The organism is Micromonospora sp. DT178 (assembly GCF_049841695.1).
Classification (GTDB): Bacteria; Actinomycetota; Actinomycetes; order Mycobacteriales; family Micromonosporaceae; genus Micromonospora.
In genome coordinates this window covers 1-20,553 of record NZ_JBNCKV010000006.1, presented here as the reverse complement: position 1 = coordinate 20,553, position 20,553 = coordinate 1, and the positions used below count along the sequence as shown (strand labels likewise).

23 protein-coding genes, 1 other RNA gene and 1 pseudogene are annotated in these 20,553 nt (G+C 72.3%); 4 read left to right on the top strand and 21 right to left on the bottom strand.

Features of this window, described 5'->3' with window-relative positions:
• Nucleotides 1-5: 5 nt before the first annotated feature.
• From ACLQ22_RS13075 to ACLQ22_RS13055, 5 genes are all read right to left on the bottom strand, one after another.
• Nucleotides 6-368 carry an SCP2 sterol-binding domain-containing protein gene (locus ACLQ22_RS13075; RefSeq protein ID WP_425692502.1) on the bottom strand — a complete coding sequence of 121 codons (363 nt, stop codon included), beginning with the start codon at nucleotides 366-368 and terminating at the stop codon, nucleotides 6-8.
• Between the two features lie 243 nt (nucleotides 369-611).
• Nucleotides 612-1,073, bottom strand: coding sequence for a hypothetical protein (locus tag ACLQ22_RS13070; RefSeq protein WP_425692501.1), 462 nt, complete (start codon nucleotides 1,071-1,073; stop codon nucleotides 612-614).
• Nucleotides 1,074-1,121: 48 nt separating this feature from the next.
• On the bottom strand, nucleotides 1,122-1,703 hold the full coding sequence (locus tag ACLQ22_RS13065; protein WP_425692500.1) for a phosphotransferase: 582 nt from the start codon (nucleotides 1,701-1,703) through the stop codon (nucleotides 1,122-1,124).
• Nucleotides 1,704-1,770: 67 nt separating this feature from the next.
• Entirely contained in the window at nucleotides 1,771-1,986 is a 216-nt protein-coding gene (locus ACLQ22_RS13060; RefSeq protein ID WP_425692499.1) for a hypothetical protein, read from the bottom strand.
• Between the two features lie 65 nt (nucleotides 1,987-2,051).
• Nucleotides 2,052-2,522, bottom strand: a complete 471-nt coding sequence (locus ACLQ22_RS13055) for a hypothetical protein (RefSeq protein ID WP_425692498.1) — start codon at nucleotides 2,520-2,522, stop codon at nucleotides 2,052-2,054.
• Nucleotides 2,523-3,009: 487 nt separating this feature from the next.
• Here ACLQ22_RS13055 and ACLQ22_RS13050 point away from each other — a divergent pair, with 487 nt between their 5' ends.
• Nucleotides 3,010-3,189, top strand: coding sequence for a hypothetical protein (locus ACLQ22_RS13050; protein ID WP_425692497.1), 180 nt, complete (start codon nucleotides 3,010-3,012; stop codon nucleotides 3,187-3,189).
• A gap of 228 nt (nucleotides 3,190-3,417) precedes the next feature.
• Here the strand turns inward: ACLQ22_RS13050 and ACLQ22_RS13045 are convergent, their stop codons facing one another.
• Together ACLQ22_RS13045 and rnpB are read right to left on the bottom strand one after the other, a co-directional pair.
• The gene (locus ACLQ22_RS13045; RefSeq protein ID WP_425692496.1) at nucleotides 3,418-4,203 is read right to left on the bottom strand and encodes a maleylpyruvate isomerase family mycothiol-dependent enzyme; all 786 of its coding nucleotides are present in this window, start codon (nucleotides 4,201-4,203) and stop codon (nucleotides 3,418-3,420) included.
• Between the two features lie 850 nt (nucleotides 4,204-5,053).
• An RNA gene (gene rnpB / locus ACLQ22_RS13040) (RNase P RNA component class A) lies at nucleotides 5,054-5,471 on the bottom strand.
• 102 nt (nucleotides 5,472-5,573) lie between these two features.
• Here rnpB and ACLQ22_RS13035 point away from each other — a divergent pair.
• Nucleotides 5,574-6,335, top strand: coding sequence for a sulfite exporter TauE/SafE family protein (locus ACLQ22_RS13035; RefSeq protein WP_425692495.1), 762 nt, complete (start codon nucleotides 5,574-5,576; stop codon nucleotides 6,333-6,335).
• Nucleotides 6,336-6,416: 81 nt separating this feature from the next.
• On the opposite strand, the pseudogene ACLQ22_RS13030 reads toward ACLQ22_RS13035, so the two are convergent.
• The 3 genes and pseudogenes from ACLQ22_RS13030 to ACLQ22_RS13020 form a co-directional block, all read right to left on the bottom strand.
• Nucleotides 6,417-6,604: pseudogene (locus ACLQ22_RS13030) on the bottom strand (IS5 family transposase); the annotation flags it as partial.
• A gap of 144 nt (nucleotides 6,605-6,748) precedes the next feature.
• The gene (locus ACLQ22_RS13025) at nucleotides 6,749-7,567 is read right to left on the bottom strand and encodes a TrmH family RNA methyltransferase (RefSeq protein WP_425692494.1); all 819 of its coding nucleotides are present in this window, start codon (nucleotides 7,565-7,567) and stop codon (nucleotides 6,749-6,751) included.
• A gap of 2 nt (nucleotides 7,568-7,569) precedes the next feature.
• Complete coding sequence (locus ACLQ22_RS13020; RefSeq protein WP_425692493.1) at nucleotides 7,570-8,379, bottom strand: phytanoyl-CoA dioxygenase family protein; 810 nt, start codon at nucleotides 8,377-8,379, stop codon at nucleotides 7,570-7,572.
• 154 nt (nucleotides 8,380-8,533) lie between these two features.
• Here ACLQ22_RS13020 and ACLQ22_RS13015 point away from each other — a divergent pair, with 154 nt between their 5' ends.
• On the top strand, nucleotides 8,534-9,028 hold the full coding sequence (locus tag ACLQ22_RS13015; RefSeq protein ID WP_425692492.1) for a GyrI-like domain-containing protein: 495 nt from the start codon (nucleotides 8,534-8,536) through the stop codon (nucleotides 9,026-9,028).
• Nucleotides 9,029-9,047: 19 nt separating this feature from the next.
• Here the strand turns inward: ACLQ22_RS13015 and ACLQ22_RS13010 are convergent, their stop codons facing one another.
• The 8 genes from ACLQ22_RS13010 to ACLQ22_RS12975 form a co-directional block, all read right to left on the bottom strand.
• The gene (locus tag ACLQ22_RS13010; RefSeq protein ID WP_425692491.1) at nucleotides 9,048-9,596 is read right to left on the bottom strand and encodes a hypothetical protein; all 549 of its coding nucleotides are present in this window, start codon (nucleotides 9,594-9,596) and stop codon (nucleotides 9,048-9,050) included.
• 84 nt (nucleotides 9,597-9,680) lie between these two features.
• Nucleotides 9,681-11,336: a monocarboxylate uptake permease MctP gene (gene mctP / locus ACLQ22_RS13005; protein ID WP_121400382.1), complete on the bottom strand. Its 1,656-nt coding sequence runs from the start codon at nucleotides 11,334-11,336 to the stop codon at nucleotides 9,681-9,683.
• On the bottom strand, nucleotides 11,336-11,617 hold the full coding sequence (locus tag ACLQ22_RS13000; RefSeq protein ID WP_425692490.1) for a DUF3311 domain-containing protein: 282 nt from the start codon (nucleotides 11,615-11,617) through the stop codon (nucleotides 11,336-11,338). The genes mctP and ACLQ22_RS13000 overlap by 1 nt, the downstream gene beginning before the upstream one ends.
• Nucleotides 11,618-11,777: 160 nt before the next feature.
• Complete coding sequence (locus ACLQ22_RS12995) at nucleotides 11,778-13,010, bottom strand: bifunctional RNase H/acid phosphatase (protein WP_425692489.1); 1,233 nt, start codon at nucleotides 13,008-13,010, stop codon at nucleotides 11,778-11,780.
• Between the two features lie 3 nt (nucleotides 13,011-13,013).
• A complete protein-coding gene (locus tag ACLQ22_RS12990) occupies nucleotides 13,014-13,751 on the bottom strand; it encodes a zinc ribbon domain-containing protein (RefSeq protein WP_425692488.1) in 738 nt (245 codons plus the stop codon).
• Nucleotides 13,748-14,578, bottom strand: a complete 831-nt coding sequence (locus ACLQ22_RS12985; protein ID WP_425692766.1) for a Nif3-like dinuclear metal center hexameric protein — start codon at nucleotides 14,576-14,578, stop codon at nucleotides 13,748-13,750. Before ACLQ22_RS12985 ends, ACLQ22_RS12990 begins: the two co-directional genes overlap by 4 nt.
• A gap of 172 nt (nucleotides 14,579-14,750) precedes the next feature.
• Entirely contained in the window at nucleotides 14,751-15,323 is a 573-nt protein-coding gene (locus ACLQ22_RS12980; RefSeq protein ID WP_425692487.1) for a flavoprotein, read from the bottom strand.
• A gap of 16 nt (nucleotides 15,324-15,339) precedes the next feature.
• Nucleotides 15,340-16,569, bottom strand: coding sequence for a helix-turn-helix domain-containing protein (locus ACLQ22_RS12975; protein ID WP_425692486.1), 1,230 nt, complete (start codon nucleotides 16,567-16,569; stop codon nucleotides 15,340-15,342).
• A 251-nt stretch (nucleotides 16,570-16,820) separates the two neighbouring features.
• Here ACLQ22_RS12975 and ACLQ22_RS12970 point away from each other — a divergent pair, with 251 nt between their 5' ends.
• Nucleotides 16,821-17,492, top strand: a complete 672-nt coding sequence (locus ACLQ22_RS12970) for a bifunctional DNA primase/polymerase (protein ID WP_425692485.1) — start codon at nucleotides 16,821-16,823, stop codon at nucleotides 17,490-17,492.
• A gap of 246 nt (nucleotides 17,493-17,738) precedes the next feature.
• Here the strand turns inward: ACLQ22_RS12970 and ACLQ22_RS12965 are convergent, their stop codons facing one another.
• From ACLQ22_RS12965 to ACLQ22_RS12955, 3 genes are all read right to left on the bottom strand, one after another.
• The gene (locus tag ACLQ22_RS12965; RefSeq protein WP_425692484.1) at nucleotides 17,739-18,461 is read right to left on the bottom strand and encodes an FAD:protein FMN transferase; all 723 of its coding nucleotides are present in this window, start codon (nucleotides 18,459-18,461) and stop codon (nucleotides 17,739-17,741) included.
• An 85-nt stretch (nucleotides 18,462-18,546) separates the two neighbouring features.
• Entirely contained in the window at nucleotides 18,547-19,137 is a 591-nt protein-coding gene (locus ACLQ22_RS12960) for an FMN-binding protein (protein ID WP_121400374.1), read from the bottom strand.
• A 10-nt stretch (nucleotides 19,138-19,147) separates the two neighbouring features.
• Nucleotides 19,148-20,553 (bottom strand): ferredoxin reductase family protein (locus ACLQ22_RS12955; protein ID WP_425692483.1); only part of this gene is annotated, 1,406 nt, incomplete at its 5' end.

Here is a 20,553-nt window from a genome sequence, read left to right as displayed (position 1 = left end):
CCGGGTCACTCCCCGCGACCGGAGACGGCCTGCTGCCGTGCGGCGGGGGGCACCGGGAACAGCCGCCCGATCCGCAACGCCAGGGCGAGGTTCCCGTCGACCATGATCTCGCCCCGGGTGATCCCGGCCAGGCCGTTCATCTCACCCCGCGACATCGCCTCCGCGACGTCGGCGGTGACCGTGATGACCGTTTCCGCCGGGGCGTCGCTCCGAGTCACCCGCAGACGTCCATGATCGATGTCCAGCAGCCACCGCTCCACCCGGTCCCCCTCCCGGATGTCGAACCGGACGGTGCCACGGACCTTGCACAACCGTGGATCGTGACCCACATCCGCCAACTGCTCGAAGAAGGCACTGGTCGCCGTCATACGACCTCCCCGCCACTTGTCAGGAGCGCTCGCCGACTACCCGTCGCACGGTGGCACTAACGCTCCCGCCGGCGCCCCGGCCGGCCGGCTGCACGACTTACGTGTGGTTCGCACCGACCGGGGCGGCGGCGGGCCCGGGCCAGCCGGCGCCCGGCCGATGCCGGCACGGCCGGATCGGCCGCTCGGGTGGCGTCGCCGCGGGGCGAGCCGACCGCCGTGAGGAGGCACTGCGCGGGTGAGGAGTCAGCGGCGGCCGCACCAGGCGCGGGCCGGCGCGGTACGGACCAGGAGTCCGCTGACCAACAACGCCAGCACTGCCAGCAGCCCGCCCGCCGTCGTCGCGACGAAGGCCGGGTCGACCGGGGGCGTGATCAGGGACCCGAGGCGCGGCCCGAACAGCAGCATGATGCCGGCCCCGACCAGGAACGCGACGGCGACCGGCGCGGCGAACCCGTGCACCACCCGCCACGCCGTCGGGCCGCCGTGCCAGAGCCCCCGGAGCACGGCTGCGGCCGCCGCCGTACAACAGGCCAGGGCGAGCCAGTTTCCCGCGCCGCCGACCGCGCCGAGCAACGCGACGGCCACGACGATGGTGTACGCCCACCAGAGCGCGAGCAGCACCATGCTGATGACGATGCTGGGCGGCCGCCGCATCGGCTCCCGACCGGCGGGCGGCAGGCCGGGCTCCAACGCCTCATCGGTCATCGCCGGATCCTATGCGCCCGGACGGGCAGCGCCTCTCCGCTGCCGGCTTCAGCGGCGACCGGTGATGAGGGCGGCAGCGGCGTCGAGCCGCTCCCGTTCGCCGCTGGTGAGCGCCGGGTCGCTGCGCCGCATCGCCACGGCCTGGTCCAGCGTGGTCAGCACACGGCCGCCGACGCGGTCGACGAAGGCGGCCAACAGCGTTGCGGCCGACGACGCCAGCGGATGCGCCTCCTCGACGGCCACCTGGGCGATGATGATCGCGGAGAGCGCGACATCGAGGTCCGCCGGTCCCTCGGTGGCGTTGCGCCAGTCGATGACGACCGGCCCCCGTGACGTCAGCATGACGTTCTCCGGGTGCAGATCCAGGTGCAGGATCCGGTCGTCCTCGCCTTCGCCGAGCCGGGGCGGCAACGCGTGGAGCCGATGGTGCAGATCCGCCAGGCAGGTGGCCGTTTCCGTGGCGACTCGCCACGTGGGCCATGACTGCGGCCTCAGCCGCCACGTCTCCGCCTTCTCGGTAGCGGCGAAGGACGCGCCGGTCGTCGATGACGAAGACGTCGGCGTCCCGGCCCGACGCCAGAGGGGTCGGATGTTCGCAACGGTCAGCCACCCCGGCCGGCCTCGTGTCACGCATCAGATGCCAGAGCACACCGGGCATCGAGTCCAGCGCCTCCTGCGGATCCCTGTCACGCTCAGTTCACCGCACCAACCAGGAACGTAGGGGAAGCCGTGCCGGCGGCGCGTCACCGGACCGCGGTTCGCCGGTGATCTGACGCAGTCGCTCCCAGTTGATGTTCTCGCCCTGGTGGTGCAGGGACAGCGCCATGTCCGGCGGATGCCGCGCCACCACGATGTACGACCCGTGCGGCTCGATCGGCACCTTGGTGGGCCCGGCGGGCCAGGTCTGGTGCAAGACCGGCGGTTCTCGGCGGTGCCCGGACCTGGCAGGTCAGGCAAAGCCCTTGCTGTCGTTGTAGGTCAGTAGATCCGGTTACGGGCGATGGCCCGCATCGCGTCCTGTGGGCTGGTGAACGTCTCGGTTCCAACCTGTGTCACCTCGACGAGCGTCTCCCGGCCACTGGCCAAGCATACGAACTGGTAGCCCGACGTGGGGTGGCGCACGGCGGCCCGCCACTTTCCGGGGTAGACATCGCTGGGGATTGCCTCGCCGACCAGGTCGCGGCTTTCGGTGTCGATGACGTACCAGCACCCGGTGCCGCTATCTCCCAGAACCAGCTCCAGTCGTCCTTTCCTGGTCGTGGCACCGAAGCCACCACCGTCGCCACCGGCCCCGTCGTGACGGTCGCTGGAACCACCGGAATAGTACTTTTTACCTTCAGATATCAGCCAGATTACTACCCAAGGCGCCCATAAAAACCAATAACTTAGCAACACGTCGAAAAGGAAGAGAATGACATTTACAAGCTGGTCGTCGGTCGGTTCGAACATGGGCACAGCCTCCATCCTCACGACCACAGGTTTGGACCGACGCCGGTCACGGTCACGGCGGCACGGCCGGTAGCCGACGTCGCCACTCAGGACGCTGGTGCCCATGCCCGCCGGCCGCGCCAGTCCAACCGGTCCGTCGCCGGCCCGCTTCACTGTTGGTGGTCACCCCCATCAGTATGACGTGAATGATCGACCGCGATCGCTCGCCGCCGTAGGCCCCGATTGCCGAGCGATCTCACGCCCGGAGTGCGGCTTTCACGGCGCACCGTAATCAGATATCTCCCTGAATTGCGCCGTCGCGCGTTCGGGCTGAGGCAGCCAGACCTGGCCGGGACGGCACGCCCACGGGGGCTAGGTGCCGGACGACTCCCCTACCCGGCCCGGGTCTTTTGCTGCTGCTGATTCCTCGCCCGTCGGATCCCGCGTCAGGGCTGCGGCCCATTCCCGCAGCCGTGTCGTGAGGCTGGTTTCCCGAACCAGGATCGCGATGCCGGCGCCGATGGTCGCCATCCCGCCGCCGGTGCCGGCTGTGCCGGCCAAGATGCGACTGTCGGTCAGGAACGCGACGCCGAAGCCCGATGAGCACCACCCCGAAGCCGATGAACGCTGTGCCGGCCAGCAGGGTGACGGCGGTGTCGATGGTGTCGGCGGTGAGGACGGGCGATGATCGTCAGGGCGGTGGCGGCCAGGGTGGCGTAGGCGGCCCAGGACGCTGGGCCGACGGCGGCCACGGCCACGACGGCCACGCCCTGGTGGGCGACGGACGAGTCGACCTGCACGCCGGATTATGGCTCCGACACCCCCGCTGACCAGGGGCGGAGCTTGGCGACAACCGCTGCAGGCCGCCGCCAGGCCGCCAGGCGTCGCAGGTGCGAAGATCGCATGTCGTCGGTTGTCACACGGACGGGTCCCAGGCGGCGAGCTGATCGAAGATACGACGGTCGCCTTCGAACTTCAGCGACTCCAGCGGTATGCGGCCGTAGAAGAACAGGACCAGGTCGCTTGCCGTGCCCCGGGCGGAGGCGTCGGCCGTTTCGGGATCCTCGCCGGCAGCGGGCGTGAAGCGGGCGACCTGTGCCCCGTCGCGGGAGAGGCGAAGGCGCCAGGAGTGGCCCTCGGTGGCGTGGTAATCGACGATGGCGGGGTCGTGTGGCCAGGCGACCGTGGTTGCGCAGACGGTGAACTGGCAGTCGTCGAAACCGTCGAGGGCGACCTCGTCTGGTAGCGGCTGCGGGGAACCCAGGGTGAGCTGAGCGTCGTAGGTGTACACCGCGATCTCGGGGACCTGTCGCCGCGCCCAGGCACCAGAGGTTTGCGGTGACGGCGAGTCATCCCACCACGTCCAACAACTGCGATCCGGGCCGGCCTCAAGCAGCGCACTCGTCAGTTGCTCGATGGACTCGGTCCACCAGGCCAGCAGTGCCTCGCGTTCCCGAGGCGCACCTATGCCGTCGTCCCAAGCCGACTTCTCTGGGGGCGCGTCTGCCAGCCCTGCGGCGACGATGGCGGCTGATTTGCGGCGGGCCATGCCCACGTGTTGCACAAGATCGAACAGCGTCCGCTCGGGATGGGTCGGAACCTGCATGTCAAGGCGGGGCGCCGCGGCGACCGCGGCGCGGAAGGCGGTCGACCGTTCGTTGATCAGCCGCAGATGATCAGAGAAAGTGAGAACTTTATGCACCCGGCTTTCTACCACTGCGCTCCGACGACCGGCCAGCGAATTTCGCAACCGATCGCGCCGGCCGCCCCGGCACTGATACGTGCCCTTGGTTGACGCGCGGAAAGCGACATCCGCGACGTGAAAACCACTTGCACGGCGCTACTCGACTAGGTCGTAGGTCGGTCTGTGGACGAGGGTTCTTGGAAAAGATCATCGATTTCCCGGCGGGTGCGCTCCTCGCTGGCCGGCATCAGGTGGGTGTAGACCCGCAGCGTGAAGCCGGGATCGGAGTGCCCGATACGAGGCGAGGGCCTTGATGCTCTCCCCCGCGTCGAGCAATGCCGAGGGGTAGAAGTGACGCAGCGCGTGCATCCCGGTAGCCCGCGTCGGGACGATGCCGGCCGCTTCGACCGCAGGACGTCAACTCTTGCCGTCGAAGGTGTCCCGCTTGATCGCACCCCGCCGGGTGGTGGTGAAGATCAGGGCCTACGTGCGCGAGGACGTCGAGTGTGGAGTGATCGAATTGTGGACTGAGTTTACCATTGCCGGACTATCCATTACGGGGCACGCTTAGCGCAGTTGGACTAACTGCATTCTTGCAAAAAAGAAGCATTGCCGAATAGCGCCGACACGAAAGGTCGGCTGCCGGCAACGTACAGGATGCCCTGCCATACCGCCCCGGAAGCTTCACGACGGGACAGCACACGCCAGGACGAGGACGGACCACCGATCCCCCGCTCAGGCCGTCTCCAGGCCGCCTCAGGCCGTGGCCAGGCCGTCAAACGCCACCCAACGATGACCAAGGTCAACCAACGGCACCAGATAAAAGACCAGCTCAGAGCCTTGATCGGGGCTCTGAGCTGGTGGGCGACGGACGAGTCGACCTGTACGCCGGATTCTGTGACCGGCACTTGCCCCGAGGGGCTCGCGCCGGCGGCGGCCATCCATCTAGGCCTGCCGTCGCCGGCAGGCTCGAGCGGCCTACCCGCAGACATCGGGCGGGCAGCCCTCAAGCGTCTGCGCCGGGTCGTCATCATGTCTGGTGACGGCCCTTGCTTGGCCTTGCTCCGGGTGGGGTTTACCGAGCCACCCCGGTCACCCGGGGTGCTGGTGGGCTCTTACCCCACCGTTTCACCCTTACCGTCCCCGATGGGGTCGGCGGTCTGTTTTCTGTGGCACTGTCCCGCGGGTCACCCCGGGTTGCCGTTAGCAACCACCCTGCCCTGTGGAGTCCGGACGTTCCTCGGCGGCGGGCCGAAGCCCGCCGACGCGACCGCCCGGTCGACTCGTCCGTCGCGCACCCATTCTAACGACGCCACGGCCGTGTCTATTGCCGCCCCGGGACGACCGGCACCCGTCCTGCCGGGGCCGGGTACTAGCCTCTGGTGACCATGGATGTCTCCGACGCCGCGCTGCTGCTCGCCGCCGGTCTCGCTGCGGGCACGGTCAACGCGGTGGCCGGCGGGGGCTCGCTCATCACCTTCCCGGCGATGATCGCGGTGGGCCTGCCGCCGGTGCCGGCGAACGTGAGCAATTCGGTCGCGGTCTTTCCCGGGTACGTGGCGAGCGTGGCGGGCAGCCGGCAGGATCTGCCGCCCCGGCGGATGCTGGCCGCGCTGGTGCCCACCACGATCGTCGGCACGATCGCCGGCGCCCTGCTGCTGCTGGCCACCCCGGCCCGGGCGTTCGAGCTGGTGGTGCCCTTCCTGGTGCTCGGAGCGACGGCGGTGCTGGCGTTCCAGGATCCGCTGCGCCGGCTGGTCGGGCATCCGCGCGACCTGGCGCCGCGCCGCCGTACGGTCACCGTGCAGGCCATGGTCGCGGTCGGCGCGGTGTACGGCGGCTACTTCGGCGCGGCGCTCGGGGTGATGCTGGTCGCGGGCCTGGCCCTGGTGCTGGACGCAACGCTGGCCCGGGTGAGCGCGATCAAGAACCTGCTCTCCGCGCTGGTCGGGTTGACCACGCTCGTGGTGTTCGCGCTGTTCGGGCCGGTGAACTGGGCGGCCGTCGCGGTGGTCGCGCCGGCGACGCTGGTCGGCGGGTACGCCGGCGCGCGGCTGGTGCGCCGGCTGCCGCCGGTGGTGCTCAAGGTGCTGATCGTGGTCTTCGGCACGGCGATCGGGCTCTACCTGCTCTGGCGCGCGCTGCGCTGAGCCTCGGCGACACGTGGCCGGCCTGGGACGCCCGAGCGGCTAGTGGTCGTGGAGCGTGAAGCGGGGGCCGCCTGACCGGCCTTGATCGGGGATGGTCGCCTTGATCCCTCGGCGGCGCAGGTACTCGCGGTTGGCCCGCGAGCTGTAGGCCAGGCCCGCCAGGACCCGATGAACTGCGGGCTGTCACCGCGCTGCCCAGCGGTCAGCACGATCGACAACGGCTTCTGCCCATGCTCACAAGCCAGGTGCAGCTTGGCGGTCAACCCACCCCCGAGACCGGTACTTGGTCGATGCACTATCTACCGGAGACCTCTTCGCTTACCGGTCACCGACACGCCCACAGCCACGCCCACCAGCGCACCCACTTCCGAAACGCGGCCCAGGGTGATCAGCCCACCAGTGTGATCAGCGCGCTACCGGCGGGCGGCAGCGCTGCGCTGGCGTGCCGATTCGTAGAGCACGACGGTCGCGGCGACCGCCGCGTTCAGGGAGCTGGCGGCCCCGGACATCGGGACCCGGACGAGCTGGTCGCAGGCCTCACGCCAGCCGACGCTGAGACCGGTGGTCTCGTTGCCGATCAGGGTCAGCGCGGGTTGCGTGAAGTCGTACTCGGCGGCATCCAGTGCGCCGTGCTCATCGGCACCCACGATGCCGATGTCGACGCCGTCGGCGCGCACGTCGGCGACCCAGGACAGCACGGCCTGGTGTGAGGGTGCCCGGACCACGGGCAGCGCGAACAGCGAGCCGGTGCTCGCCCGCACCGCCTTCGGGTCGTACACATCGGCGGCATGGCCGGTGACGATGACGCCGGACGCGCCGAAGGCGTCTGCGGACCGGATGAGCGTCCCGATGTTGCCAGGGCTGGTGGGCCGGTCGAACACGACGGTGAGCATGGTCGGCCCGGCCGGGATGCGGCACAGGTCGTCCTGCGGCAGCGCGACCACGGCCAGCAGCTCCGGAACCGTGTCCGCCTTGCCGCCCAGCATGTGCATCAGTTCACGGGAGACGGCGAACCTCTCGGCCCGGACGGTGTCCAGGGCCTTGCGTGCCCAGCCGGAGAGCTGGACGTCGGCGTCGTAGAGCAGCTCTCGAACCTGCCAGCCGTGTTCGATGGCCATGGTGATCGGGCGCACGCCCTGCACGAGGAACTCGCCGCGACGCTGCCGCTTGGTCCGATTGCGGAGCAGTGCCTCCCACTGCTGGAATCGTGCATTGCGGCCACTCACCCGCACCCTCACCGTTGTCCCCGCCTCCCCCGTACCTCAGGAACGGGGGTGTCCTGCCCGAGTCCTCGGCGAATCGCGATCTCCACGGGCGAGTACGCACCGTCGGCCCGTTCCAGTTCGAACGGCGCGGCCGGCACCAGCGGCGGCTGGGCAATGAAGCGCGGCCGCGTCCCGTGGTGCGGTTGCGCCGCGTGCACCAGGAAAGGATGGCACAGGAAGACATCGCCAGGAGACCCGGTGGCCAGGGCGAGTGGCCGGTGGTCGGACGCCGCCACCAGCTCGGGCGCGAGGTCCAGCCCGCTCGCCCCGTCCTCCCCGTACTTCTCCAGCACCTTCGGCACGTCGAGGTGTGAGCCGACCCGGATCCGTGTCGGGGCGTCCTCCGCACCGATCTCGCTGAACAGGAACAGCATCAGCAGCGCCCGGCCCCGGGAGCGAACGTTCGTGAAGTACCAGCTCGCACCCTCAGGCAGATAGCTGCCCTCGATGTGCCAGCCCGCGTCGTTCGGCTCGTCCTTGTGCGGGAAGCGCAACGGGAACGTGCCCAGCGAGTAACGCGGCTCCCAGCGTCCCGCGCCGACGAGCAGGTCGTACGCGTGATGGAGGAACGGTGAATTGGGTGCGGCGGCGAACGGCCCCTGCGCCATGCCGGGCACCCAGTGCACGGGCTGCGTCCAGGTGGCTGGGTCGTCCGGGTCGCAGCCCGTCTCCCGCCACAGCAGCCGCGCGCAGTCCGCGGCCACGCGCGGTGCGACGGCGCCCGCCAACTTCACGAAGCCGTCGCGAAGGAACCGGGATACCAGTGTCGTGTCGTCCATGCCCCCATCGTGTGGCGGCACCGATCCCGATCACCCGACACTTTCCGCTCCGCCTCTGTCGGGTGTGCCGCAACAGAGCCGGTCACGATACGGAGGCACTGTCGCACAGCACTACAGCTTGAGGTTCCGCCCAACTGCCGAAGGGAGCGAACGCATGGAAACCCGCATCGTCGACCATCCCGCGTTTTGGCTCGTGGGGCACGCTGTCCGGGTTCCACTGATCCACCGAGGCATCAACCCGCACATCCAGCAGCACATCGCCGCGCTGCCGGCAGAGGAGCACCTGCGCTTGAAGGCACTCGGCGACACTGAGCCGGGCGGCCTGCTCGCGGTCTTCGATGACCTCGACGCGGACTACGACGAAGGCAGCGAGCTGACCTACCTGCACGGGGTCGCCGTGTCCCCGAGCACGCCGGTCCGGGGCGATCTCGAGGTCATCGAGGTCCCGGCGGGCCGCTGGGTGGTCATCCGGGCCGTGGGGCCGCAGCCGCAGACCCTGCAGAAGATCTGGGCCGCGGCCGCAGCCGAGTGGTTTCCCTTCAACCCGTGGCGGCTGCGGCCGGGCCCGGAGATCGTCGCGGTGCCCGAGCCGACGGACGACCTCAGCACCGCGACCCGCGAGCTCTGGCTGCCCGTCGAGCCGGCGTAGCCCGCCTCTGGAATACGGCCTAGTGGTCGTGGAGCGTGAAGAAGAACGTCCGGTGCGCGACGTCCAGGAAGGCGGTCCGCCACCGCGTGGACGGGGTCGCCTCGTCGTACGCCCGGCTGTACAGCCAGCGGGGCGCGGTCGGCAGGAACGGCGCGAGAGCGGGCCAGGCGTCCGCCGGGCTGCCGGAGTGGGGAGCCGGGGCGGCGGGCGCGTACGGCACGAAGTCGTACCGCTGCGCCAGCGTCCGCGCGTCCTCCGGACGCAGCCGGACCACGCCCTGGTAGGCCCAGTCCACCGGACCCGGCGCGCGGCCGCACGGCTCGCCCGAGAGGGAATGGACCTGCCAGTGGATCTCCAGGTAATCGCCGAGGTCCGGCAGCTCCTGGGGCGGGTCCCACCGGTTGGTGCGCACCTTCGCCTCCTCGGCGCGCACGGACTCCCGGCACTCGGGAGTGTCGCCCGGGTCGTTGCTGACGACCCGGATCACGGCCCCCACACACCCGACGACCACCAGCAGCAGCAGCGCGGCGGAGCCGCCGAGGACGGCCACCAGCGCGCGTCTCGTCATGGTCGTCAGCGTACGAAGGGCGTCCACTCCCGCCGCGTCGCCCCCGGCCGGTACGGGCCGGGGGCGACGCGGTCCGGGAGACGCTCAGGCGACCGGTTCCGGGGCCGCGTCGGCGTCCCGGTGCGGGCCGGGCACGACGCGCGGGTCGCCCTCGTCGGCGAAGTAGTCGTCCGACGTGGTGCCGTCGCCGCCGTCGCGCACCTTCGCCGCCCGCAGCACCACCGTGAGCAGCGCCGCGACCGCGAGGTTGACCAGCACGGCCACGATCCCGACGTAGATCGTCTTCGGGGTGTCGAAGCCGAAGTCGGCCAGCGGGAACGCCGAGCCGCCGAAGTGCTTGCGGCCGGTCGCGGCGTTCGGGATCTGGTAGAGCATCCACATGCCCAGCCCCATGCCCGCGATCCAGCCGCCGATCAGCGCCCCCCGGTGGAACCAGCGGGTGTAGAGGCCCAGCGCCACCGCCGGCAGCGTCTGGAGGATGATCACGCCGCCGATGAGCTGGAGGTCGATGGAGAACTGCGGGTCGAGGAAGACGATGCACGCCACCGCGCCGACCTTCACCACCAGCGAGGTGATCTTGGAGACGTTCGCCTCCTGCGCGGGGCTGGCGTCCCGCTTCAGGTACTCCTTGTAGATGTTGCGGGTGAACAGGTTCGCCGCCGCGATCGACATGATCGCCGCCGGCACCAGCGCGCCGATGCCGATGGCCGCGTACGCGACGCCGGCGAACCAGTCGGGGAACTGCTGGTCGAACAGGACCGGCACCACCGTGTTGCTGTCCACGGTGCCCTCCTTCGACCCGGGCAGCGGCTTCACCCCGGCCGCGATGGCCATGAAGCCGAGCAGCGCGATCAGGCCGAGCAGCAGGCTGTACGCGGGCAGCGCCGACATGTTCCGCTTGATCACGTCGCGGTTCCGGCTGGCCAGCACGCCGGTGATGCTGTGCGGGTAGAGGAACAGCGCCAGCGCCGAGCCGAACGCCAGCGTGACGTACTGGAGCTGGTTGTTGGCGTTGAGCAGCACCCCGTCGTTGGGGTTCGGCGACGCGTCGAACTTCGCGTCCGCGGCGTCGAAGATCTCGCCCCAGCCACCGAGCTTGTACGGCAGGTACAGCACCGCCACCAGGATCACGATGTAGATCAGCGTGTCCTTGACGAACGCGATCAGCGCCGGCGCGCGCAGCCCCGACTGGTACGTGTACGCGGCCAGGATGGCGAAGGCGACGATGATCGGCAGGTGCCGGGCCAGCGTGCTCTCGCCGGTGACCCCCATGGTCTTCAGCACCGCCTCGATTCCGACCAGTTGCAGCGCGATGTACGGCATCGTCGCCACGATGCCGGTGATCGCGATCAGCAGCGCCAGCACCGGCGAGTCGAACCGCTTGCGGACGAAGTCCGCGGGGGTGACGAAGCCGTGCCGGTGCGAGACCGACCAGAGCCGGCACAGCACCAGGAACACCAGCGGATAGATGACGATGGTGTACGGGACGGCGAAGAAGCCGGCCGCGCCGGCACCGAACATCAGCGCCGGCACCGCCACGAAGGTGTACGCGGTGTACAGGTCACCGCCGACCAGGAACCAGGTGATCCAGCCGCCGAAGTTGCGCCCGCCCAGCCCCCACTCGTCGAGGTGGGCCATGTCCTTCGGGGCCCGCCACCGGGCCGCCACGAATCCCATCCCGCTGACCAGCAGGAAGAGCGCCGAGAAGACGATGATCTCGGTGAGGTGGTCGCGCCACATCAGCGATCACCCGCCGCCGTGTCGCCCGGCCCGCCCGACGGCGTGCCGGCCCGCTTCTTCGTCATCTGGTACACCAGCGTGGTGGTGGCCACGCCGAGCAGGATGTAGACGAGCTGGAGCCAGTAGAAGCGCGGGAAGCCGAGGAACCGGGGCGAGTCGGCGTTGAAGAAGACCGGGATCAGGGGCACCACGATGGGGATGAAGAGCAACCAGTTCCAGGGGCTGTGGTCCTTCGCCCTGGAGCGCGCCGCTGTCGGCGCCTCCGGTTCGGGTGCGGCCATTGCGACAAACCTCCGCGTGTCGTAGATCGGCACTGATGACGGCCGGAGGCTACGACCCTGTGAGCCGGGTCACGTTCGACGGGAGGAAGTTGCTGCGCCGAACGGCGGACGGCGTGCGCCGAACGGCGACCCCGGGCGGCCGGACGGCCGGCCGCCCGGCTCAGATCGCGGCGAGGTGCGCGGTGTCGTTGACCGTACGGACGGCGACGCCACCGTCGGGCCACGTGTCGAGCACCGAGATGCCGGCCGCGTCCAGGAACAGCCGGTGCAGGAAGCCGTCATTGGCCGCGAGGGCGTCGCGCAGCACCAGCTTGATCGGCGAGACGTGCGAGACCACCACCACGGTCTCCCCCGGATACGCCCGGCACAGCCCGTCGACCGCGCGGCGGCAGCGCTCGGCGACGTCGACGAACGACTCGCCGCCCGGCGGAGCCACCCGGGTCGAGGCGAGCCACGCGTCCATCTCGCCCGGCCACTCCTGGCGTACCTCGGCGAAGGTGCGCCCCTCCCAGGCCCCGAAGTCGCACTCGATCAGGTCGTCCTCGCGGCGCACCGGCACGCCGCCGAGCGCCCCGGCGATCGCCTCGGCGATCGCCTCGGCGGTCGCCGTACACCGGGACAGGGGCGAGCTGACCACGGCCGCGACCGTCGGGGCCAGCCCGGCCACCCGGGCGGCCGTGGCCCGGACCTGGGCCCGGCCGCGCTCGGACAGCGGCACGTCGCCGCGGCCGGAGTAGCGGCGCTGCTCGGTGAAGGCCGTCTCGCCGTGCCGGACCAGGATGAGCCGGGTGGCGGTGAAGCTCGGCCGCGGTTCCCAGGAGGCGGGGGCGGTGGCCGGGTCGGTGCCGGTGGTGGTCGCCGACGCGGCGCGGGCGGCCACCTCGCGGGCCCTCGCGCGGGCCGGCGAGTCGGGGCCGGCGACCTCGCGCGGCGGCTCCACGACGCGCGGCGGCGCGACGGCGGCCCGGGCCGGCGCCTTGCCGGCGGCGGCGTCCATGGCGGCGTTGGCGAGGGCGTCGGCGTGCCGGTTGCGTTCCCGGGGAATCCAGTGGAACCGTACGGCTGCGAAGCGGTTCACCAGCCCGGCGGCCTGCGCGGCGAGCGGGCGCAGCCCTGGGTGCTTGATCTGCCAGCGGCCGCACATCTGCTCGACCACGAGCTTCGAGTCCATCCTGGCCTCGACCTCGGCGGCGCCCAGCTCGGCGGCGGCCTCCAGCCCGGCGATCAGCCCCCGGTACTCGGCGACGTTGTTGGTGGCGACGCCGATCGACTCGCTCCGCTCGGACAGCACCTCGCCGGTGTCCGCGTCGCGGACCACCGCGCCGAAGCCGGCCGGGCCGGGGTTGCCCCGGGATCCGCCGTCGGCCTCGACGACGACCACGCGCGGCGCCACGGGCTACAGCCCGGACTCGTTGGTGCGGACCATGATCCGCCGGCAGTCCTCGCAGCGGACGACCTCGTCCGGGGCCGCCTTGCGGATGCGGGCCACGTCGGCGCCGGAGAGCTCCAGGCGGCAACCGCCGCACCGGCCGGCGGTCAGCAGCGCCGCGCCGAGCCCGGTGTCCTCGCGGATCTTGTCGTACAGCTGCACCAGGTCGGCCGGGAGGTCGCCCGCCAGCGGCTGGCGGGCGCCGCGCTTGAACTCCTCCTCCTTGGCGATCTCGGCCAGGCTCTCATCGCGGCGCCGCTCGGCGGCGTCGCGCTTCTCCCGCACCTCCGCGAGCCGCTTCTCGACTCCGTCCAGCACGCCCTGGGCCGTCTCCCGCTGCTCCATCAGCTCCAACTCGGCGTCCTCCAGGTCGCCCTGGCGGCGGTTGAGCGAGACCAGCTCGTGCTGGAGGGCCTCCAGCTCCCGGGCCGGGCCGGTGCCGGCGGCGAGCCGGGCCTCGTTCTTGGACTTGCGGGCCCGCACCTGGTCGACGTCCTTCTCCATGCGGGCGATGTCCCGGTCCAGGTCGTCGACCGCCACCTGGGCGCGGACCCGCTCGTCCTCCAGCGCGGACAGCTCCCGGGCCAGCGCGTCCAGCTCGGCCCGCTCGGGCAGCGAACGGCGCCGGTGGGCGAGCTGGGCGAGGGTGGTGTCGATCGCCTGGAGATCGAGCAGGCGGCGCTGGACCTGGGGGTCAGCCTTCACAGTCGGGGCTCCTTGTCGTCCACCGCGGGTGGGGCGGCGTGTACGGTCCACGGGTCGGTGGCCAGGTCGGACACCAGCGTCTCGACACCCGTCGCCTCCCGCAGGAGGACGGCCAGGTCGTCCAGCCACGGTCGTTCCGTCGCCCAGTGGGCGGCGTCGAGCAGTGCCGGACCGTCGGCGGCCAGGTGCTCGCCGGCCGGGTGGTGGCGCAGGTCGGCGGTGAGGAACGCGTCCACCCCGGCCGCGGTCGCGTCGGCGAGGAAGCCGTCCCCCGCGCCGCCGCTGACCGCGAGGGTACGAACCATACGCCCGGGATCCCCGGCGGCGCGAACTCCCCAGGCGGTGGGGGGCAGCACGGCGGCGGCGTGCCGGGTCAGCTCCGCCAGCGTCATCGGCTCCGGCAGCTCGCCGATCCGGCCGATCCCCCGGCCGTCGCCGTGCGCGGGCGTTCCGGGTGCGGGCCGGTGCAGCGGGCGCAGCCCGGTCAGCCCGAATCGGGCGGCGAGGGCGTCGGAGACCCCCGGGGCGGCCACGTCGGCGTTGGTGTGCGCGACGTACAGCGCCACGTCGGATCTGATGAGTCGGTGCACGATCCGGCCCTTGAAGGTCGTGGGGGCCACCGAGGAGACGCCGCGCAGCAGCAGCGGATGGTGGGCGACGATCATGTCGACGCCGGCGTCGAGCGCCTCGGCCACCGTCTCCGGCACCACGTCGACCACGCAGAGGACCCGGCGCACCGGGGCGCACGGCTCGCCGAGCACCAGCCCGACGCGGTCCCAGTCCTCGGCCCAGGCCGGCGGATAGCGCCGCTCCAGCTCGGCGACCACGTCGGCGACGGTCGGCGGGACTGCGTTGGTGCTCACGGCGGGCCAGCTTACCGGCGCGGGCCGTGGCCGGGGGTGTCGCCCACCGGGACGACGGCGTGTCCCGCCGTGGTCCCGGTGCGCCGGAGGGTCCCGGGCTGACGTCGTACGTCGGCCGGGGACCCTCCGGCGCGCGTCAGGCGACGGGGCAGAGCCGGTCCCGTACGGCGTCCAGGCCCAGGGCCCACGGGAAGGCGTGCACGTGCCGCTCGCCGGTACCGGGCGGGTGCAACGGGAAGACGTGGTCGCCGAAGAGCACCGTGACCCCCCACTCCGCGAGCCGGGCGATGCCGGCCCGGAAGGCCGGGTGGGCCGCCATCGCCGCGTTCGTGTACGGCACCGCCACCACCGGCACCCCCAGCCCCTGCGCCTCCACCAGCAGCCCGAGGGCCAGTGTGTCGGTGATCCCGGCCGCCCACTTGTTGACGGTGTTGACCGTCGCCGGACAGACGATCATCGCGTCGGCCTGCGGCAGCACGTCGAGGTCGCCCGGATTCTTGTAGTGGGTGCGGACCGGATGGCCGGTCTGCCGGGCCAGCGCGGCCCGGTCGACGAACTTGGCGCCGTCCGGCGTGGTGACCACGCAGACGTCCCAGCCGTCCTGCTGGGCCAGCTCGACGAGCCGGCCGACGTGGCGGGCCAGCGGTGAACCGCAGGCGATGACGTAGAGCACCTCGCGGCGCTCGCTGCTCGGGCGCGGGCCGGTCATCAGGCCGACTCCGCGCTCATACCCCAACTCCCATGTGCTCAGCCAACTCCGCAATCGGAGAAGGCGGCGCACCACGTGTGCGACGCAGGATATCCGACATCACCTCGTGGGCGATCGGCCGGCAGCGGATCTCCGACGGGGCGAGGCGGTCGCCGCGCAGCAGCATCTCGCCGGCGTTGGCCACGTCGCCGATCTGGGCGAAGCCCCGGGCGATGTCGAGCAGGTGGTGGGCCCGGCGTTCCGGCAGCAGGGCGCCGAAGGCCGGCTCCTGGATGCGCTGCTGGTGCACCTCGACCGCCCGGCCCCCGTCGCCCAGCTCGACCGCCGCCGCCGCCCGGTGCAGCTCCACGTTGGTCGGCCCGAACGAGGTCCAGTAGTGGTTGTGGTCGCCGCCGAGCAGGTTCGCCGCCTCCTGCGCGCCGTTGATCAGGTCGCCGACCGTGGCGGAGTCGCCGATCCGGGAGGCGGCCATCGCCCCCTGGAGCAGCAGCATCCCGTAGACCGACAGCAGGGCCGGATCGGCGGCGTTGCCGCAGCCGGGGGCGAGCCGGTTGGCGATGGTGACGTTGAGTTCGAGCGCGGGCCGGGGCCGGCCCATCGCCACCAGCGCGTTGCAGACCCGGGTGGTGGCGATGCCGGCCAGCAGCGGGTCGTTGGCGCGCTGGGCCACCGCCATCGAGCGGTCGGCGGCCAGCCAGGCCAGGTCGCACTCGCCCAGTTTGCGCAGCACCGACGAGGCGATCTGGTAGACCTGCCCGAGCAGGTGGGCCGCCTCGACCGCCTGGTCGCCGCCGTGGCCGGCGTCGGCGGCCTGGGCGTCGCGCAGCAGCTTCGGCAGCGCCCGGGTGAGCATCCCGTAGCGGCCGTACTGGTAGGTGAGCCAGGCGTGGTTGACGGCCTTGCGCATGTCGGTCAGGGGCGGCGGGCACGGCGCGGCGTCGAAGTACGCGCTCATCGAGTCGTACCGCTCCAGGGCCGCCCGGATCTCCTGCACCTCCACCTGGTCGATGCAGTTCAACGCGTCCGTACGCCGCTCCGGGTCCTTGCCGAGCAGCAGCTGCACGTCGACCTGGAGGATGTCGGCGATCTCGTAGAGGACGGAGAACTTGTCCAGCCGGCGCACTCCGCGCTCGACCTTGTCGACCCAGCTCTTCGACTTGCCCAGCCGGTCCGCGAAGACCTGCTGCGACATCTTGCGCCGCCCCCGCCAGTAGGCCACCCGCCGCCCGATGGGTAACTCGTCCATCCACCCGTTCCTTCCCCTGTGCCTGCTCGAGCGGGCGTGCCGGCCGGTCCTGCCGGATACGGCGATCGATCCGTACGTCTTCAGGTTTTCGCTGGTCGCACAGCGTGTGCGTCAGCCGTACAGCCAGTTCTCGTAGTTTTCGTGCAAGTTGCATCAGCCGTTCGTCAGCTCAACGATCGCGGGTTACGGCAGTGACGGTGCTCGACATGCGACCTGGGCACCGGCCGGGGTCCGGCGAGGGGAGATGGCACATGTGGGGGAATGTCGCGCCGCGCGTCGTTCAACTGTCCCCGTTGGAACGGGTGCGGCTGCGCCGGGTGGCCGTGCGGTACGCCGTGCACGGCTGGGACGTCACCCCCGGCGCCTGCCTCGCCCGCAGCCGCTTCGTCTGCGGGCGGGCCGGCTGCCCGACGGTCGGCTGCCACCCCGCGCTGGAGAACTGGGAGCACGCGGCGAGCGCCGACCCGGCCCGGGTCGCGACCTGGTGGCGCACCCGGCCGCACGGGGTGCTGCTGCCCACCGGGCGGGCGTTCGACGTGCTGGAGGTCCCCACGCACCTCGGCCGGCACGTGCTGGACGCGGTGCGGACGCACCCGGCCGGCGTCGGCGTACGCGGGCCGGTGCTGGTGACCCCGACCGGCCGCTGGATGTTCCTGGTCCGCCCCGGCGACCCGCTCCGCCCCGAGCTGGACCACTGCTTCCACGTGGTCCGGCACGGCCCCGGCTCCTGGATCCCGGCCCCGCCGACCCGGCTGCCGGAGGGCACCGTCCGGTGGGCGGTCGCGCCCGAGCAGGCCCGCTGGCAACTGCCCGACTCCTATCTGGTGCAGAACGCGCTGATCGAGGCCCTGCGGGCCACCGGGGTCACGGTCACCTCCGACCTGCTCCCCGGTCACCTGCCGCTGCCGCGCCGGGGCATGTGACGCCGGCTCGACAGCGACGCCGGAGGGCCGGCGCTCGTTGAGCACGGCGACGGCGCACCCGCGCCGGGAGCGGGGGGTTACATGTCCAGCGACGACACCGCGCGCCAGCCGGACGGCACGGAGCCGCCACCACGGCGCCACCGGCCGCGCCGCCGCTGGCCGGTCACCCGTCCCGTCGGCTCCCGCCCGGGCCGCCCCCGCCCCCTCGGCTCCCGCCCCGCCACCACCCGCCCGTTCCGCTGACGCTCAGCCGGCCAGGGGCAGGGCGGTGGAGTGCAGGAGGCGGGCGTCGTCGGTGACGACCGCGTGCTGGTGCCCGGGCAGGCCGTCCAGCCAGCCGACGCCGGCCGGGCCCATCGCGACGGCCGCGGTGGCGTACGCGTCGGCCAGCCCCAGGTCCGGCCCGACCACGGTGACCGAGCGCAGCCCCCGGGCCGGCACGCCCCGGCGCGGATCGAGCACGTGGTGGCCGCGCTCGTAGACGCCGGACGTGGCCACGGCCAGGTCGGTGCCGGTGAGCACGAGGCAGGTGGACATCGCGTCCCACGGGTGGCGGACGCCGATCCGCCACGGTTGCCCGGTCGGGGAGTGGCCGCGTACCCGCACGTCGCCGCCGGCGTTCAGGCAGTGGTTCGCCGCCCCGGCCGCGAGCAGCCGGTCCGAGGCGACCTGCACCGCCCAGCCCTTGACGTAGCCGGACGGGTCGAGCCGCCCGGTGGCGTACGCGTCGAAGAAGCCGTCGGTGGCCTTCCACAGGTCGGCGCAGCACGCCAGCACGGCCCGCAGGTCGGCGCCGGCCCCGGAGAGCGGCAGCTCGCCCCGGTCGACGCGGCACACCTCGCTGTCGGGCCGGTACGTGCTGAACCGGGCGTCCACCTCGCGCAGCCAGGCGAACACCTCCCCGGCCAGCGCGTCCAGCTCGGCGGCGGGCAGGTCGTCGGCGAGGTCGAGGCTGATCGCGGTGCCCATGACCTGCTCCACGCGGCGCAGCCCCGGCCTGCTCGCCGGCGGGCCCCCGGCCGGCCCGCGCCGCCCCGCCGCCAACACCGGCACGTCAGTTCGCCCGGTCGATCGCGGCCTGCAACGACCTCTTGTACGAGGTGCTGGTGGCGGTCGCCCCGGAGACGGTGTCCACGTCGGCGCTCTGCCGCTGCACCACCAGCCCGGAACTGCCGCTGTAGCGGCCGTCGACCTGCTCGCTGCGCTGGTCGGACTGGGCGGTCTCCTCGGGCAGCTCCAGGGCCACCACGTCGACGATCCGCGTCCCGGAGAGGGTGATCTGCACCTGCACGTTGCCGTACTCGTTCTCCACCACCGGCCCCGTGACGGTGCGGGTGGTCGGCGCGGGCGGCGGCTTGGTGGTGGTGCGCGGCGCGGACGGCGCCCGGGTGGTGGCGCTGGGCCGGCTCGCCGGCGCCCGGGTGGCGGTGCGACCGGGCCGGGGGGACGCGCTGGTGCGGGCCGGCGACGGCGGGGCGGAGACCTTCCCGCCGCCCGGGGTCGGGCCGGCCGGCGCGGGCACCACCGGCGGGGGCGCCGCCGGCAGGTCCTGGGCGACCGGGCTGGTGCCCGGCGAGCCCTTCAGCACCACCATCGCGGTGGTGCCGGCCGCCAGGCCGGTGATCGCGAGCAGGGCGCGACGCATGGAAGCCTTCCTACAGCTCGAACGTGGCCAGGTGGATCTGCCGGCGGGGCACGCCGGCCTCGCGGAGCACCCGCAGCGACTGCTCGACCAGGCCGGGCGGCCCGCAGAGATAGACGTCGCGCCGGGCGAGGTCGGGCACCAGCCGGCGCAGCCCGTCCGGGCTCATCACCTGGCGCGGGCCGGGATCGTGGCGGGAGCCGACGACGTACCAGATCGCGGTGTCCCGGGCCTCGGCGAGCCAGTCCAGCTCGCGGTGCAGCAGCACGTCGCCCGGGGTGCGGGCGCGGTAGATCAGCGCGGCGCCGGGCGGCAGTTCCTCCAGCATCGCCCGGATCGGGGTGATCCCGCTGCCGCCGGCGATCAGCAGGGCCCGTTCGCGGGTCCGGTGGGCGGCGGTGAAGGTGCCCGACGGCCCCTCCGCCCAGACTTTGGTGCCCGGTTCGAGGTCGCGCAGGTCGGCGGTGTGCGCGCCGACCACCTTGACGGTGAGCCGCAGCCAGCGGCCGTTGGCGGCGGCGGAGACCGAGAACGGGTGCGCCTGCCACCAGCAGCCCCGGGCGAGGAAGCGCCAGCGGAAGAACTGCCCGCCCAGCAGTTCCAGCCGCTCCAGCCGCTCCCCGGTCAGGTAGATCGAGATCGTGTCCGGACTCTCCGCCACCACGTCGGCGACCCGCAGCCGGTGCCGCAGGTTGAACGCCAGCGGCGCGACCACCCGGCCCCAGAGCAGGGCGGCGAGCACCAACGCGTACATCGCGATCCAACCGGTGCGCACCGGGCCGGGCCGGAACAGCTGCGCGCCGTTGCTGAACTGGTGGGCGAAGCCGAGCAGCAGCACCGCGTAGCTCGACAGGTGCAGGGCGTGCCACAGCTCGTAGGGCAGCGCGGTGCGGATCGCCCGGATGCTGGTGAGGCCGACCAGCACCAGGATGCCGGCGGCGGCGAACGCGGAGACCATGTCCTCGTAGTCGCGCAGCAGCACGCCGGCCTCGGTGAGCACCGGGTTGTCCTCCAGGTCGGCGTAGCCGACCAGGATCAGCGACGCGTGCGCGAGCACGGCGACCAGCAGGGTGGCCCCGACGTCGCGGTGCCAGCGGGCGATCCGCTCGCCGCCGGCCCACCGCTCCAGGATCGGCAGGCGGCTCATCATCAGCACCTGCACGAGCAGCAGGTAGCCGGCGACCAGCCCGGTGATCCGGCCGGCGGCGGTGAGCGTGGCGGCCGTCGACCGCAGCGATCCGGCCGGGGTGTCCAGCCACCAGGGCAGCACGCTGGCGAGCAGGCCGACGACGAGCAGCGCGGCCAGCAGCCGCCGGCCGCCGGGTCCGCGTCGCGGCGGCACCAGGGGACGTACGTCCGCAGCCGGCCGGCCGCCGCGCCGCCGCCCGGGGCGCCGCGCCCCCCGGCCCCCCCCGGCGG

Bases quoted from the DNA above. Each gene is read 5' to 3' on its own strand.
- ACLQ22_RS13075 (WP_425692502.1), bottom strand. From the start codon at position 368: ATGACGGCGACCAGTGCCTTCTTCGAGCAGTTGGCGGATGTGGGTCAC.
- ACLQ22_RS13070 (WP_425692501.1), bottom strand. From the start codon at position 1,073: ATGACCGATGAGGCGTTGGAGCCCGGCCTGCCGCCCGCCGGTCGGGAG.
- ACLQ22_RS13055 (WP_425692498.1), bottom strand. From the start codon at position 2,522: ATGTTCGAACCGACCGACGACCAGCTTGTAAATGTCATTCTCTTCCTT.
- ACLQ22_RS13050 (WP_425692497.1), top strand. From the start codon at position 3,010: ATGCCGGCGCCGATGGTCGCCATCCCGCCGCCGGTGCCGGCTGTGCCG.
- ACLQ22_RS13035 (WP_425692495.1), top strand. From the start codon at position 5,574: ATGGATGTCTCCGACGCCGCGCTGCTGCTCGCCGCCGGTCTCGCTGCG.
- ACLQ22_RS13020 (WP_425692493.1), bottom strand. From the start codon at position 8,379: ATGGACGACACGACACTGGTATCCCGGTTCCTTCGCGACGGCTTCGTG.
- ACLQ22_RS13015 (WP_425692492.1), top strand. From the start codon at position 8,534: ATGGAAACCCGCATCGTCGACCATCCCGCGTTTTGGCTCGTGGGGCAC.
- ACLQ22_RS13010 (WP_425692491.1), bottom strand. From the start codon at position 9,596: ATGACGAGACGCGCGCTGGTGGCCGTCCTCGGCGGCTCCGCCGCGCTG.
- mctP (WP_121400382.1), bottom strand. From the start codon at position 11,336: ATGTGGCGCGACCACCTCACCGAGATCATCGTCTTCTCGGCGCTCTTC.
- ACLQ22_RS13000 (WP_425692490.1), bottom strand. From the start codon at position 11,617: ATGGCCGCACCCGAACCGGAGGCGCCGACAGCGGCGCGCTCCAGGGCG.
- ACLQ22_RS12980 (WP_425692487.1), bottom strand. From the start codon at position 15,323: ATGACCGGCCCGCGCCCGAGCAGCGAGCGCCGCGAGGTGCTCTACGTC.
- ACLQ22_RS12975 (WP_425692486.1), bottom strand. From the start codon at position 16,569: ATGGACGAGTTACCCATCGGGCGGCGGGTGGCCTACTGGCGGGGGCGG.
- ACLQ22_RS12970 (WP_425692485.1), top strand. From the start codon at position 16,821: ATGTGGGGGAATGTCGCGCCGCGCGTCGTTCAACTGTCCCCGTTGGAA.
- ACLQ22_RS12965 (WP_425692484.1), bottom strand. From the start codon at position 18,461: ATGGGCACCGCGATCAGCCTCGACCTCGCCGACGACCTGCCCGCCGCC.
- ACLQ22_RS12960 (WP_121400374.1), bottom strand. From the start codon at position 19,137: ATGCGTCGCGCCCTGCTCGCGATCACCGGCCTGGCGGCCGGCACCACC.